The organism is Streptococcus sciuri, from assembly GCF_024814375.1.
Classification (GTDB): Bacteria; Bacillota; Bacilli; order Lactobacillales; family Streptococcaceae; genus Streptococcus; species Streptococcus sciuri.
The window spans coordinates 18,605-34,091 of the sequence record NZ_JANUXX010000008.1 but is presented as its reverse complement, the minus strand read 5'-3'; the positions used below and the strand labels follow the sequence as shown (position 1 = coordinate 34,091).

14 protein-coding genes are annotated in these 15,487 nt (G+C 37.9%); 12 read left to right on the top strand and 2 right to left on the bottom strand.

What is annotated here, in order from left to right:
* Nucleotides 1-90: 90 nt before the first annotated feature.
* Nucleotides 91-1,881 (bottom strand): oligoendopeptidase F, encoded by a 1,791-nt coding sequence (pepF, locus tag NXS10_RS07040; RefSeq protein WP_259139098.1) that lies wholly within the window; start codon nucleotides 1,879-1,881, stop codon nucleotides 91-93.
* A 205-nt stretch (nucleotides 1,882-2,086) separates the two neighbouring features.
* On the opposite strand from pepF, the gene ppc reads away from it, so the two are divergent.
* From ppc to tuf, 7 genes are all read left to right on the top strand, one after another.
* Complete coding sequence (gene ppc / locus NXS10_RS07035; RefSeq protein WP_259139097.1) at nucleotides 2,087-4,897, top strand: phosphoenolpyruvate carboxylase; 2,811 nt, start codon at nucleotides 2,087-2,089, stop codon at nucleotides 4,895-4,897.
* A gap of 111 nt (nucleotides 4,898-5,008) precedes the next feature.
* Nucleotides 5,009-6,310, top strand: coding sequence for a cell division peptidoglycan polymerase FtsW (gene ftsW, locus NXS10_RS07030; protein WP_259139096.1), 1,302 nt, complete (start codon nucleotides 5,009-5,011; stop codon nucleotides 6,308-6,310).
* Nucleotides 6,311-6,358: 48 nt separating this feature from the next.
* A complete protein-coding gene (locus tag NXS10_RS07025) occupies nucleotides 6,359-7,243 on the top strand; it encodes a helix-turn-helix domain-containing protein (RefSeq protein ID WP_259139095.1) in 885 nt (294 codons plus the stop codon).
* A 193-nt stretch (nucleotides 7,244-7,436) separates the two neighbouring features.
* Nucleotides 7,437-7,733, top strand: coding sequence for a lactococcin 972 family bacteriocin (locus NXS10_RS07020; protein WP_259139094.1), 297 nt, complete (start codon nucleotides 7,437-7,439; stop codon nucleotides 7,731-7,733).
* Nucleotides 7,734-7,781: 48 nt separating this feature from the next.
* Complete coding sequence (locus NXS10_RS07015) at nucleotides 7,782-9,800, top strand: DUF1430 domain-containing protein (protein WP_259139093.1); 2,019 nt, start codon at nucleotides 7,782-7,784, stop codon at nucleotides 9,798-9,800.
* Nucleotide 9,801: 1 nt separating this feature from the next.
* Nucleotides 9,802-10,425 carry a putative bacteriocin export ABC transporter gene (locus tag NXS10_RS07010; RefSeq protein WP_259139092.1) on the top strand — a complete coding sequence of 208 codons (624 nt, stop codon included), beginning with the start codon at nucleotides 9,802-9,804 and terminating at the stop codon, nucleotides 10,423-10,425.
* A gap of 152 nt (nucleotides 10,426-10,577) precedes the next feature.
* Nucleotides 10,578-11,774 carry an elongation factor Tu gene (tuf, locus tag NXS10_RS07005; protein ID WP_259139091.1) on the top strand — a complete coding sequence of 399 codons (1,197 nt, stop codon included), beginning with the start codon at nucleotides 10,578-10,580 and terminating at the stop codon, nucleotides 11,772-11,774.
* Between the two features lie 125 nt (nucleotides 11,775-11,899).
* On the opposite strand, the gene NXS10_RS07000 is transcribed toward tuf, so the two are convergent.
* On the bottom strand, nucleotides 11,900-12,247 hold the full coding sequence (locus NXS10_RS07000) for a DUF3397 domain-containing protein (protein WP_259139090.1): 348 nt from the start codon (nucleotides 12,245-12,247) through the stop codon (nucleotides 11,900-11,902).
* A 160-nt stretch (nucleotides 12,248-12,407) separates the two neighbouring features.
* On the opposite strand from NXS10_RS07000, the gene rplK reads away from it, so the two are divergent.
* From rplK to frr, 5 genes are all read left to right on the top strand, one after another.
* A complete protein-coding gene (rplK, locus tag NXS10_RS06995) occupies nucleotides 12,408-12,833 on the top strand; it encodes a 50S ribosomal protein L11 (protein WP_259139089.1) in 426 nt (141 codons plus the stop codon).
* Nucleotides 12,834-12,930: 97 nt separating this feature from the next.
* Nucleotides 12,931-13,620 carry a 50S ribosomal protein L1 gene (gene rplA, locus NXS10_RS06990; RefSeq protein ID WP_259139088.1) on the top strand — a complete coding sequence of 230 codons (690 nt, stop codon included), beginning with the start codon at nucleotides 12,931-12,933 and terminating at the stop codon, nucleotides 13,618-13,620.
* Nucleotides 13,621-13,749: 129 nt separating this feature from the next.
* Nucleotides 13,750-13,935: a hypothetical protein gene (locus NXS10_RS06985; protein ID WP_259139087.1), complete on the top strand. Its 186-nt coding sequence runs from the start codon at nucleotides 13,750-13,752 to the stop codon at nucleotides 13,933-13,935.
* Nucleotides 13,936-14,043: 108 nt separating this feature from the next.
* A complete protein-coding gene (pyrH, locus tag NXS10_RS06980; protein ID WP_259139085.1) occupies nucleotides 14,044-14,778 on the top strand; it encodes a UMP kinase in 735 nt (244 codons plus the stop codon).
* A gap of 6 nt (nucleotides 14,779-14,784) precedes the next feature.
* Nucleotides 14,785-15,342, top strand: a complete 558-nt coding sequence (frr, locus tag NXS10_RS06975; protein WP_259139084.1) for a ribosome recycling factor — start codon at nucleotides 14,785-14,787, stop codon at nucleotides 15,340-15,342.
* Nucleotides 15,343-15,487 lie beyond the last annotated feature (145 nt).

The following is a 15,487-nucleotide window of genomic DNA, read 5'->3' as shown; positions in this document are numbered from 1 at the left end:
TTTTTCGCCCTTTTCTTCTCAGTTAGTAATGTTAATAATCACTATCATTACTCAAAGAGTCTCTACAAGCAGATTTTTAGCGTATTTTTGTTAAATCATTGAGCTATAGGCGATAATATTATCAACTGTGTCACTCAAGAATTGAATGGTATCACGCAGTGGTTTGTCAGTACTAATATCAGCACCAATGATTTTTGCTGTTTCAAGTGGTGTTTTACTGCCACCAGACTTTAGAAAATCAAGCCAATCAGAAGCTCCATTAGGGCTTGATTTAAGGTGCAGATAACCACTAGTTGCAATCACTAATCCTGCAGAATAAGTATAGCTATATAGTCCCATGTAGTAGTGACTTTGGCGCATCCAAGTGAGAGCTGCATCGTCATCAATCTCAATAGCATCACCCCAAAATTCATTCAAAACAGCTTTCATTATGGCATTTAATTGCTCTGCTCCAAAAGTTCCCCCCTCCTCTATAATCGTGTAGACTTTTCGTTGGAAAGCAGCTTCCAAAAGGTGTGTAATGAAATTGTGAAAGTAGGTATCTGTCAATCTGTGAGCTAGAGCAAAACGTTTTTGGCGAGGCGTGTCAAAAGCGTGTTCCAAATAATCGCTTAACAAAAGTTCATTGAAAGTCGATGGTGCTTCGACATAGTAGGTAGACATGTGAGTGTTGAAGTAGCTCTGGTTGTTATCAGAAAAGATAAACTGTCCAGAATGTCCTATCTCATGGATGAGGGTGTAAACATCACTCATACGACCTGTCCAACTCATGAGGATATAGGGATGAACTTTATAAGGGTCGGCTGCATAACCACCAGAATCTTTGTTGGCATTAGCTGCAAAATCGACCCACCTCTCTTGTTGATAACGCTCAACCTCTCTTGTATATTCGCTTCCGAGACTAGAGACAGATTTCATGACAAAGTCATAAGCTTGGTCAATGGTCACATCGGGATTGAGAGCATTGTCAATATCAAGTTTCCAATCGGCAAAACTCATTTTCTCAAGTCCATTGACTTTGGCAACGTGTTTGAGGAATTTTCTAGCAACTGGAGCAAATTCGGTCATGATCAGATCGATTTGGCGGTCGAACATGGCACGTTCCACTTCTTGTTCAGCAAGGAGATAGTCAAAAACGGAGTCGTAACCACGCATATCAGCAACTAATTTTTCAGATTTAACTTTGGCAAGGTAGGCTGCGGCTGCAGCATTTTGATGTCGTCTCAACCCCGATGAAAAGGATCGAAAAGCTTTTTTACGAACGTCAGCATTTTCGTGATTTTGATAGAAATTTTCATATAAGACAAATGAGTTCGTGTAGGTCTTACCGTCTATTTCAAAGTTCGGCATGTCGAAATCACCAGCGCGCATTTTAGTGTATATATCGTAAGGAGCATTCATCACCTCATTGAGATTGGTCAGTGCTTTTTCGACTTCTGGTGCTAAGAGATGGTCTTTTTGGATTTTTGCTTGACGGATGATGGCACTAAAGTGTGGATTTTTCTCTAATTCATCCAATATAGCCTCATCGGTCTGTGCGAGAGCTGTCTCAAAAAAACGAAGTCCAACTTGAGCCTTAGTCATAAAATCACTACCAGCTTTGGCAATCTGGGCAAATACTTCATCGCTGAAATCTGTTGTCTGTGGCATAAATGCATAGGTATCAATGTGACTCATCTGGATATAAATATGTTCAATTTCCATTAAAGCCTGTGTAAAGTCGTCAACAGTAAAGAGTTTATTTTCATAGTTTTGACGAAAAATAGTAACATCAGCTAAGGCTTTTTCGATAGCTAATAAAAAATCTTCACGGTCTTTATAAAGAGCAGTCAAATCCCAAAGTTCATTTTCTGGAAATTCTGAACGTTTTTTGAGTTTCATAGGTATCTCCTTTAGGTGTATTTTACTAATCAGTATATCATAAGTGAAAACGATAACAACTATTTTTTACTCCCTTTTTTGTCGGAATATTCGTAAATAACAGGTAATCTTTTAGAAATAGTTTACTTTTAAGGGTAAAAAGGGTATGATAATAGCTAGATAAGTCTTTAGTTGTTATTAAAGCCAGATGAGAGGAGTGAAATCTGTGACGACTAAAAAATTAGAAAGTAGCAGTAGCAATGGGCATATCACCGAAGAAGTTGCAATTCTTAAGAGCTTGCTTGATGAAACGGCTCAGCAATTGGTAGGAGAGAAAACTTTTGAGACTATCCAAGAGTTAGTTGCTCTCTCTGCTACCGATCAATATGTGGAGTTAGAAAAGCTCGTTGCGACCCTTAGCAATGACGAGATGATTGTGGTAGCACGATATTTCGCTATCTTACCACTTCTCATCAACATCTCTGAGGATGTTGATCTTGCCTATAAGGTCAATTATGCTAATAATACTGATAGTGATTATCTTGGTAAACTGTCTGCAACTATTGATACTGTAAGTAATAAGGATAATGCCAAGGAAATTCTAGAGCGAGTCAATGTTGTTCCGGTCTTGACAGCTCATCCAACGCAAGTGCAGCGTAAAACGGTTCTTGAGTTGACTACTAAGATTCATGACTTGTTGCGCAAGTATCGTGATGTGCAGGCGGGTATCGTTAACAGAGAAAAGTGGCTTGATGAGTTGCGGCGCTATGTTGAGATTATCATGCAAACAGATATTATCCGTGAACGCAAACTCAAGGTCAAAAATGAAATTACAAATGTTATGGAGTACTATAATGTTTCCTTGATTAAAGCCATTACAAAACTAACTACCGAGTATAAAAAACTAGCGAGTGAACGTGGTTTGACGCTGGATAATCCACGACCTATAACGATGGGAATGTGGATTGGTGGAGACCGTGATGGGAACCCATATGTCACAGCTGAGACCTTGCATATGTCAGCAACTGTGCAAAGTGAAGTTATCCTCAATTACTACATTGAAAAATTAACGAGTCTCTACCGCACATTTTCATTATCAACAACGCTTTGTCAAGCGTCTGAAGCGGTAAAGGAAATGGCGGAAAAATCAAAGGATACCTCTGTTTATCGTGAAAACGAACCTTATCGAAAAGCTTTTAATTTTATTCAATCAAAGGTAATCCAAACACTTATTGAGCTCAAGACAGATGGTATTCCAAAACGCATTACAAGCTTAGGGGATGTTTACACTAGTACAAACAATGCTAGTGTCGTTGCTCGCTATGTTCAAGATAAGCTCACTGAAATGGCGTCAGAATTTAAGCAAGAAGCTTTTCCTTATTATGAAAGTGCTACTGATTTAAAAAAAGACCTGCTCGTTATTAAAGAGTCTTTAGAAGCTAATGGAAATCATGTGCTTATCACGGGTGATTTTGAAGAATTGCTTCAAGCTGTTGATGTTTTTGGTTTTTATCTTGCTAGCATTGATATGCGTCAAGACTCTAGTGTCCATGAAACTTGTGTCGCAGAATTGCTCAAATCTGCGCATATCGTTGATAATTATAGCGAACTCTCAGAGGATGAGAAATGTCAAGTTTTATTAAAAGAACTTTTAGAAGATCCACGCCCTCTCTCTGTGACTAATGCGCCTAAGTCAGAACTTTTAGAAAAAGAGTTGGCTATCTTTAGGGTTGCGCGTGAATTGAAAGATCAACTGGGCGATGATGTCATCAAACAGCACATTATATCACACACCGAAAGTGTCTCTGATATGTTTGAGTTAGCCATTATGCTAAAAGAAGTTGGGCTAATAGACAGTAAATCAGCTCGTGTTCAAATCGTGCCACTCTTTGAAACAATTGAAGATTTGGATAATTCACGTGCTATCATGACACAGTATCTTGAATATGATATTGTTAAAAAATGGATTGCTTCCAAAAAAGGTTATCAAGAAATCATGTTGGGCTACTCTGACTCTAATAAAGATGGAGGCTACCTTGCTTCAGGGTGGACGCTCTACAAAGCTCAGAACGATTTGACCAAGATTGGTGATGACCATGATATCAAGGTCACTTTCTTCCACGGACGCGGTGGAACGGTTGGACGAGGGGGAGGTCCATCATATGAGGCTATTACCTCTCAACCATTTGGATCTATAAAAGACCGTATCCGCCTGACAGAGCAAGGAGAAATCATCGAAAATAAATACGGAAACAAAGATGCTGCTTACTACAATTTAGAAATGTTGATTTCAGCTTCTATCAACCGTATGGTGACTCAAATGATTGCTGATCCAAGTGAGATAGATGGTTTTAGAGAAATTATGGATACTATTGTGAAGGATAGTAATGCTATTTATCGTGATTTGGTGTTTGGCAATCCTCATTTTTATGATTATTTCTTTGAAGCTAGTCCTATCAAGGAGGTATCAAGTCTCAATATAGGATCGCGTCCAGCTGCTCGTAAGACAATCACTGAGATTTCAGGGTTACGTGCGATTCCGTGGGTATTCTCATGGTCACAAAACCGTATCATGTTCCCAGGTTGGTATGGTGTTGGTTCTGCTTTTAAGCATTTTATTGATCAAGATGAGGCAAATCTCGCTAAATTGCAACATATGTATAAGACTTGGCCATTCTTTAATTCATTGCTATCAAATGTGGATATGGTTCTTTCAAAATCAAACATGAATATCGCTTTCCAATATGCTCAGTTAGCTAAGGAAGAAGAGGTTAGGGATGTCTTTAATATCATCTTGGACGAATGGCAATTAACAAAAAATGTGATTTTAGCTATCGAAGGTCATGATGATTTATTGGCAGAAAGTCCAAGCTTACGTGCCAGTCTTGATTATCGCCTACCATACTTCAATGTTCTCAATTACATCCAAATCGAACTCATCAAACGTTTACGCAATGATCAGCTAGATGAAGACTACGAAAAACTTATCCATATTACTATTAATGGTATTGCAACAGGATTGCGTAATTCAGGCTAATAGAGAAACCTATAGTTTTGGACTATAGGTTTTTATCTTGCTATTGCGCTTTTACTTTATCTTTAAAGATGTTATAATGGGAAATGCAAGTTTTGAATGAACGAGGTCTTTATGAAAATTGAGAAACGACATTTGCTAAATTACTCTATCTTCATTCCCTATTTGATATTATCGGTGCTAGGTCTGATTATCATTTATTCAACAACTAGTGTTAGCTTGATTAGTAGTGGTCTCAATCCGTTTAAGTCCGTCTTCAATCAATTAGGATTTTGGATAGTGAGTCTAATGGCAATCGCTTTTATCTATAAGCTCAAATTAAACTTCTTAAAAAATGGAAATGTTTTGCGTTTTATTCTGATGATTGAAGTGGTTTTGCTCTTTATCGCACGATTCTTCACAAAAACGGTTAATGGAGCACACGGTTGGATTGTATTGGGCCCTATTAGCTTTCAGCCTGCAGAATATCTCAAAGTGCTTATTGTTTGGCTTTTAGCTTTCATATTTGCTAGAAAGCAAAAGTTAATTGAGACTTATGACTATCAAGCCTTAACGAAGCGACGTTGGATTCCTAAACAGTGGTCAGATCTTAGAGATTGGAGAGTTTACGCGATTGTATTAGTGGGAATGGTGGTCATTCAACCAGACCTTGGAAATGCAGCTATTATCGTCTTGACAGCTATTATTATGTATTCTGTCAGCGGAGTTGGTTACCGTTGGTTTTCGGGACTTTTGAGCGCTATTGTGACAATATCAGCCGTTTTTCTTGGGATGATTGCTATTGTCGGTGTTAATACGATGGCAAAGGTGCCGATTTTTGGATATGTTGCCAAACGTTTTAGCGCTTTCTATAATCCTTTTAAGGACTTGACAGATTCTGGACATCAGTTAGCAAATTCCTATTATGCTATGAGTAATGGTGGCTGGTTTGGTCTAGGATTGGGAAACTCCATTGAAAAGAGAGGATACTTACCGGAGTCAACAACGGATTTTGTCTTTTCTATCGTGATAGAAGAGCTGGGAGTTATCGGTTCCTGTCTCATTTTAGGTCTAGTTTTCTTCTTGATTTTACGTATCCTTCATGTCGGTATCAAGGCGAAAAATCCTTTTAATTCTATGGTGGCACTGGGTATTGGTGGTATGCTCTTGATGCAAGTTTTTGTCAATATCGGTGGTATCTCAGGGCTTATCCCATCTACAGGAGTAACGTTTCCTTTTTTATCCCAAGGAGGAAATAGTCTTTTAGTTCTCTCTGTAGCGGTAGGGCTTGTCCTAAATATTGATGCGAGTGAAAAACGTGAGGCTATCTACGAAGAAGAGGCAAAGCAAAAAGTAAAAAGTAAGCAAGCTGATAGGATTGCTCCAACAGATGATAGAATCATTCCTTTCAACCGTCACGATGAAAAGTTTGAGTGAAAGCTCAAGCTTTTTTGTTATAATAATGATAAGATGGAGGTGAAGTCTATGCTATTAGGAGAGCGCATTCAAAATATACGCTGTATGAAAAAAATAACACGAAAAACATTGTGTGGAGATGAAAAATACTTAACTGTAAGACAACTCTCTAGAATTGAAAAGGGGATTGCATCGCCTAAGTTGTCTACGATTGAGTATATTGCGAGACAACTTGGAGTAACGCTTGCTGTTTTATTAGGAGAGGTTCAACTCGAAAAATCGCAAGCCTACATAGAGTTAAAAAATAAATTATTGGCAGTTGAAGACTTTCGAGTGCATCACCCCCTGTTTGAATCCTTGTATAATGATTATTACGATGAGTTAACAGATGAGGAAAAATGGTTTATAGATGTGTTGTTTTTTGAAAGATTATCGTTTAAAAAAGGGAATCTACCGATTAATAAAGACTTGAATAAGCACTTTGAAATTATTGATTTTTCGCAAGAATTGACCTTAGCAGACTACAGTGTGCTTAATGTGCATGTGCTCAATTTAGTTGGCGATAAAGCGTTAAAAAAACTCAGTAAAAATATTTTAAATTACGTTAAAAATAGAGTAGTACATGCTACTAAGCAAGAGCTTATCTGTATGCAAAGGGTGCTATTTATGCTGTTAGTCTCCCTTTCACGGTCGCATTATTACCATCTATTGGATAGTGTGACACAAACGAGTAAAGATGTCATGCGAGCCCTGCAAAATTTCACTAAAATGCCTCTTATTATTCTTTATGAGGCAAAATATGAACTCTTTATAAAAAAGGATGTCATAGAGGCGGTTGCTGATTATAATAAAGCCTTAGAGTTAGCTAGTCTTTTTGAGTTAAATGATTATAGAGATCATATTCAAACTGAAATGACAGCTGACTTAAACTCTCTTATCAAAGAGGACTTATAAGTCCTTTTTGATAAGGTCATAAGGATCGCTATTTTAAAAAAGAGGACGTCAAAGACATTGAAAGCGTTGTATTATTGAGCTATAATATGACTTAACTTATAAGTTATTGAGTTTTGCTAGCAATATTGTCGTTATTGCACCTTATAGCATCCATGTTGATGCTCAAGCGTTTTTACGGAAAAGGAGTCTTAAGATGAAAGTAAGAAAGATTTTATCACAGGCTGTTTTAGCTACAGTTGCTTCTACAACACTGGTAACCACTGTTTCTGCTGCTGTAGCCTATCCTAGTGGTGGTGTTTGGACTTACGGATCTGACAATGGAGGAGCTTTTTCAAACTATTATCACGGAAGTCGCTACCATACCTCCACGGTTGTTAGTCGCAGGGATTCTCATTCAGACAAAGGAGAAGCATCTGCTGGAAAGACTTCTTATGCAAGAATTAAAACCTCTTTTGGAGAGCAAGTAGCTTTTTACTATAATTTTAGATAGATTAAAAACAGTAGGCTACAATAGCCTACTGTTTTTAGGAGGTGAAATATGAAGAGAGTTTTTATTGTATTATCAACGCTGATAGTATCGTTGTTCTTGACAGAGATGATTTTAGTTAATAGTAGTATTGTACATTTCATCAGTTATCCGTCAGCAACTGTTGTCGGCTCAAATATAGCAGGCAAAAAAGTAGCCAATAGAAAAGAGTTGACTAGTGCTCTGACAAAGCTAGCCGACAATAAAGAGAGTGTTATTGCAAGACGGATTGTAGAGCCAAATCAGAAAGGAAAAACAGACTTTACTTATCAGTTTTATGGTAAAGGAAAGAGGCCTCGTAAACTAACAGTTGCTAATGCCAAAAGCGCAAGTGAAAGCGACCTTGTCAATAGTTATCTCATCATAGGAGGACGATTGAGTTCAAAAGAGTTAGCGCAAAAATTCATGAGTTTAGGCTATAGCGCAGTTGCTGATACCAAAACACCTTTACTCATGATACTTGCTTCGGTAGCTCTTAATCAAGTGAGTCTAATAACAGTTCTAATTTTTGTAATCACTTTCTTTTCTATCGCTGTGACAACTAAAATCAAAGATATGCGTTCGGTCAGTGTACGTCTCATCTCCGGTGAAAGTTCCTACCGTATTTTTAAACGTCTCTGTTATCAAGATGGTTTGACATTACTAACTTCAGCTCTATTATCGATTGGCATCGGTTGCTCTATACTGCTGGGCTTTGGTGAACTATATTCCACGCAAGCTCTCCTTGTTTTAGTTGGTACTCTTTTTTATATTCTTATCTTAATGTCTATGTCTATTTTACTTGCGGGTGTTTATATTTTAGCAGTAAAAGAAGTTCACTTATGCGATTTGTTAAAGGGAAAACTTCCGCTAAAAAATGTATTTTTTCTCTTAATTGTCTGTCAGATAGCAACTATTGTTACGGTTGGGTGGGCTATACAAGAGGGGAAAGCAGCTTATGATAACCACTTAGTTTTGAAAAAAGGAGAGAATGATTGGACAAGGCACAAATCTGAGGTACAGCCTCGACTTAACTTCGGAGCTGGTCTTGAGACACAAGAAAAAATGCAAGAAAGTGATAAAAAGTGGTATCAGATGAGTGAAGAGGCAGTTGCTTCTCACCAAGCAATAGCAGTTGATTTTACCAGCGCTAATAGTGTTGAAAGCAGAAACTTTCAGTCTCTTCTTTTGGATAACCATCCTATTTTGTATGTGACACCTGATTATTTTAAAAAAGGAAATGTACACTTATCTAAAGAAACCAAGGATTATATCACACATTTCTCAACAGGAGAATATGCTCTCGTATTTCCAAAAAGTCTAAAGGGACAAGAAGCTGCCTATCAAAAGAAAGCTAGCCAGTTGTTGGATGACTTGTCACATGAGACAGAAGACATCACCAGTCCAAAGGTGTTTGATTTAAAAGAACCAAGGGTAGATTATATCAAAGATAGAGATTGTTTCTTATACAATGCTTTCCTTAGGGCAACGCAAAAACAATTGGTTATCTCGCCTGTATTTGTAGTAGTGACACCAAAGTCAACGGGCACTACGCCAAATTCGTATCAGTATTGGGCAGGTGTTGCTGTAAACTCAATGCACTTTAATAGTTATGATAAATTGGTTAAATTGTTGAAAAATAAGGATTTATATAGTAGTGTATCCTACATTACGAATGATAGACTACAGTTTCTTCAGCAAGTACATGATGAGGATGTACGTTTATTGACTATGATTGTAGGTGTGTTCTTAAGCGTTGGGACTTCTATTTTGTTATTTGATGTAATGAATTTAGTCTATTTTGAACAGTTTAGAAGAGATATTTTCATCAAAAGATTAGCGGGTATGCGTTTTTTAGAACTGCATAAGACCTACATACTCATACAGTTTGCTAGCTTAGTGATAGCTATTGGTCCCGTTTTCTATTTAACTAGGTTGGTAGGCATAGTAAGCTTCGTAGGACTTATTTTTTTAGGAAATCTTTTAGCGACACTGGGGTATCAAGCGTCTCGTGAAAATGCTAAATCAGTGTCTATCTTGAAAGGAAAATAGTATGATCACAGTAAAGAATATAGCCAAACACTTTGGAGAACGTCAGGTATTTACTGACTTTTCTATCACCTTTGAGACCGGAAAAATCTATGCATTAATAGGTAATAGTGGCAAAGGAAAAACAACACTTTTAAATATGATTGCTAAGCTCGAAACTTACGATAAAGGCAGCATAATTTACGATAATCAAGAGCTTAAGCAGATTAAAACAAACCGCTATTTTAAAGATACGTTGGGCTATTTGTTTCAAAACTTTGGATTATTAGAAAATGATAGTATTAGAGAAAATCTGGATTTAGGACTTATCGGTAAGCGTTTATCAAAGAGTGAACGTAAAAGTTTACAACTAGCTGCATTGTCCAAAGTAGGACTTGAGTATTTACGATTAGAACAGAAAATTTATACGCTATCAGGTGGAGAAGCACAGCGCGTGGCTTTGGCAAAGATAATCTTAAAAGATCCTCCACTAATCTTGGCAGATGAGCCTACGGCAGCACTTGATGAAACGAATGCAACAGAATTGATGAATCTTTTGATTGATATGAAAAATGATAAGCGCATCATTATCATCGCTACTCACAATAAGAATGTGTGGCAAAGAACAGATAAAATTATTGCGCTTTAAGAGTTTAGAAATAGACAAAACATTCAAAAATTGAAAAAGACGTGGTTAAGGCTTGCAATTTTACCGTAATTTGTTAAAATAATAAGGTAAAGTTAGACTGTATTGCCTACCGTCTATCTATAAAATATATTTTATTGGAGGCTTTTCCTAAAATGGCAAAAGAAAAATACGATCGTAGTAAACCACACGTTAACATTGGTACAATTGGGCACGTTGACCACGGTAAAACTACTTTGACAGCTGCAATTACTACAGTTCTTGCTCGCCGTCTTCCATCTGCAGTTAACCAACCACAAGATTATTCTTCTATCGATGCTGCTCCAGAAGAACGTGAACGTGGTATCACTATCAACACTGCGCACGTTGAATACGAAACTGAAAAACGTCACTATGCACACATCGATGCGCCAGGGCACGCAGACTACGTTAAAAACATGATTACTGGTGCCGCTCAGATGGATGGAGCTATCCTTGTAGTAGCTTCAACTGATGGTCCAATGCCACAAACTCGTGAACACATCCTTCTTTCACGTCAAGTAGGTGTTAAACACCTTATCGTCTTCATGAACAAAGTTGACTTGGTTGACGATGAAGAATTGCTTGAGTTGGTTGAAATGGAAATCCGTGACCTTCTTAGCGAATACGATTTCCCAGGTGATGATATTCCAGTTATTCAAGGTTCAGCTCTTAAAGCGCTTGAAGGTGACGAAAAGTACGAAGACATCATCATGGAATTGATGAATACTGTTGATGAGTACATTCCAGAACCTAAACGTGACACTGATAAACCACTTCTTCTTCCTGTTGAAGATGTATTCTCAATCACTGGACGTGGTACAGTTGCTTCAGGACGTATTGATCGTGGTACAGTTAAAGTCAACGATGAAGTTGAAATCGTTGGTATCCGTGACGAAATCCAAAAAGCAGTTGTTACTGGTGTTGAAATGTTCCGTAAACAACTTGATGAAGGTCTTGCAGGAGATAACGTTGGTGTACTTCTTCGTGGTATCCAACGTGACGAAATCGAACGTGGTCAAGTGTTGGCTGCGCCAGGATCAATCAAACCTCACACTAAATTTAAAGGTGAAGTTTACATCCTTACTAAAGAAGAAGGTGGACGTCACACCCCATTCTTCAATAACTACCGTCCACAATTCTACTTCCGTACAACTGACGTAACTGGTTCAATCGAATTACCAGCAGGTACTGAAATGGTTATGCCTGGTGATAACGTGACTATTGATGTTGAATTGATTCACCCAATCGCTGTTGAACAAGGTACTACGTTCTCTATTCGTGAAGGTGGACGTACTGTTGGTTCAGGTATCGTATCTGAAATCGAAGCTTAATTAGTATTAAGTTCCCAAATTAACAATTATAGTCAGACAACTTTAATTGTAACGAGCTCATGAGGCTCGTTTTTTTTAATTTTTTGTAAAATAAAAAGCCGTTCGGTAGAGACGGCAGTAAAATTTTAGATAAGAAAAATATAGATGACAAGACCAAAGTAAGCTAATGAAGCAATCAGAAAACCTACTCTCCAAAAGAGTTTAACAAATCGTCTATAACTAAAATGATGTTTTTTTAAGATAAGAAAGATAGCAATCATTAACGCTGAGAAACTAAATAGTGAAATGAGATAGGGAAAAAGCCCATGCGCTAAAAATTTGCTGGAGAGAAGAAAAATTTCCAAGATATACAAGGGAAAAGCAATATCTGAAAAAAGCCACTTGAAGCGCTTCAAACCAAGTAGATTGACAATGATAGAAGAAAAAATAGGTGTTAAGACAAGTAACAGAAGGGCAATAAACTTATATATCATGTCTCTATTTTACCTTTTGCAAAGTAACTTGTAAACTTTTTAAAAGAAAAACTTGATTTATTTTAGAAATAAGTTATAATAGTTAGGTATACTGAAAAGTATATCTGTGGGAGGTAAAAATTTATAATTACCGAAAGAACCACAACAGGAGGATATTTAAATGGCTAAAAAAGTCGAAAAAGTTGTTAAGCTTCAGATTCCTGCTGGTAAAGCGACACCAGCTCCACCAGTTGGACCAGCTCTTGGTCAAGCAGGAATCAATATTATGGGATTCACTAAAGAGTTTAATGCTCGTACAGCTGATCAAGCTGGTATGATTATCCCAGTAGTTATCTCTGTATATGAAGATAAATCATTTGACTTCATCACAAAAACTCCGCCGGCTGCTGTTCTATTGAAAAAAGCTGCAGGTGTTGAAAAAGGTTCAGGTGAGCCAAACAAAACGAAAGTTGCTAGCGTTACGCGTGCACAAGTGCAAGAAATCGCTAAAACTAAAATGCCTGACCTTAACGCTGCAAACATTGAGTCTGCTATGCGTATGATCGAAGGTACTGCTCGTTCAATGGGGTTCACTGTTACTGACTAACAGTCCCCACTAAACCCGCACGACTTCATCAACATCTGATGAGTGACGTGGGAGATTTCACTAAAATCGTTAGACCACATTACAAGGAGAAAATATAATGGCTAAAAAAAGTAAAAACTTGCGTGCTGCTCTTGAAAAAGTTGATAGCACTAAAGCATACAGCGTAGAAGAAGCTGTAGCTCTTGCAAAGGAAACTAACTTTGCGAAATTTGATGCAACTGTAGAAGTTGCTTACAACCTTAATATTGACGTGAAAAAGGCTGATCAACAAATTCGTGGTGCGATGGTCTTGCCTAATGGTACTGGTAAAACTTCACGTGTCTTGGTATTTGCTCGTGGTGCAAAGGCTGAAGAGGCAAAAGCTGCTGGTGCAGACTTTGTTGGTGAGGACGACCTTGTCCAAAAAATCAACGGTGGATGGCTTGATTTTGATGTTGTCATCGCAACACCAGATATGATGGCTATCGTTGGTCGTCTTGGTCGTGTGCTTGGTCCTCGTAATCTCATGCCAAACCCTAAAACAGGTACTGTAACTATGGATGTTGCAAAAGCTGTTGAAGAATCTAAAGGTGGTAAGATTACTTACCGTGCTGACAAAGCAGGAAACGTTCAAGCTCTTATCGGTAAAGTGTCATTTGATACTGACAAATTGGTTGAAAATTTCAAGGCTTTCAACGACACAATCGTTAAAGCAAAACCAGCTACAACTAAAGGAACATACATCACAAACCTTTCTATCACAACTACTCAAGGTATTGGTATCAAGGTTGATCCAAGTTCACTTTAGTTGTGAAAAAGACCCGTTTAGGGTCTTTTTGTGTGGTGAAATAAATCACGTATTTAGCAGGCTTATAATGGTATTTTAGAAGACTTGATGATACACTAATTAATAGAGTAAAGAGGAAGGAAAAAGCATATGAACGAATTTGAAGCATTTAAAAAGACTTTGTCGCAAGAGAGTCTAATGGATATTTACAATGAAAGTAAGATGGAAGTGACAGATGATTACTTAGAGGGGACAGAGGCATTTTCAGTGGCATTGGCTAGCCAAATGGCGATTAATCTGGTCGGAAAATATCACGAGTGGTTAAAGAAAAAATAAAATAGTACTAGTTATTATCAGCTATGATTGTTAAAAAATCCTATCTAAGTACTAGGAGAATCATGTAAAATATGATAGAATAGATGGGATAAAACAAGGAGAATTAAAATGGTTGAACCGAAATATCATCGTATTTTAATTAAATTGTCGGGGGAAGCATTGGCTGGTGACAAGGGTGTTGGTATTGATTTATCTACTGTTCAGGATATCGCTAAGGAGATTGCAGAAGTTCATCAATCCGGTGTGCAGACTGCACTTGTGATTGGTGGTGGCAATCTTTGGCGTGGAGAACCTGCAGCTGCTGCAGGGATGGATCGCGTCCAAGCAGACTATACTGGTATGCTTGGAACAGTGATGAATGCTCTTGTTATGGCAGATAGTTTACAGCAGTATGGTGTAGACACACGTGTCCAGACTGCTATACCAATGCAAAATGTAGCTGAGTCTTATATTCGTGGGCGCGCTCTGCGCCATTTAGAAAAAGGACGAATTGTCATCTTTGGTGCCGGTATAGGTTCCCCTTATTTTTCGACAGATACAACGGCAGCGCTTCGTGCAGCTGAGATTGAAGCAGAAGCTATTCTTATGGCTAAAAATGGTGTTGATGGTGTTTATAATGCTGATCCTAAAAAGGATGCTAATGCTATCAAGTTTGATGAGTTGACACACGTTGAAGTAATTAAGCGTGGTCTTAAGATTATGGACGCTACTGCGTCAACCCTATCTATGGATAATGATATTGACCTTGTCGTCTTTAACATGAATGAAACGGGTAATATCAAACGTGTTGTCTTTGGTGAGCAAATCGGAACAACAGTATCAAATAAAATATCTGAGGAGTAAAAAGTTATGGTCAATCCTATTATTGATAAAGCAAATAAGCGCTTTGAGCAGTCGCATCACTCTCTTGCTCGTGAGTTCGCAAGTATCCGTGCAGGACGGGCAAATGCCTCCTTACTGGATCGTATCGAAGTGGAGTATTACGGAGCACCTACACCGCTTAATCAATTGGCTTCTATCACTGTACCAGAAGCACGTGTTCTATTGATTTCTCCATTTGACAAGAGCTCTATTAAGGATATTGAGCGTGCCATCAATGAGTCTGATCTTGGTATCAACCCAGCAAATGATGGTTCTGTCATTCGTTTGGTCATTCCAGCTTTGACAGAGGAAACACGTAGAGCGTTAGCAAAAGACGTGAAAAAAGTCGGTGAAAATGCTAAGGTTGCTATCCGAAACATTCGTCGTGATGCTATGGATGTAGTTAAAAAACAAGAAAAAGCAAAAGAAATCACAGAAGATGAACTCAAAGTGCTTGAAAAAGACATCCAAGTAGCGACAGATGTTGCCATTAAGAAAATTGACCAGATGACAGCAGACAAAGAAAAAGAATTGCTAGAAGTCTAAGATAGATGAGCTAGGCTAGGGCTTATTTCCTTAGCCTTTTTGCCTTTAGAAAAATAGGTGAGAAAATGAAGAGAAAACATCTGAAAATTCTTAGTTTTATTTCCTACTTTTTCCTCTTGATATGGAGAATCTTTGAAAATAATAT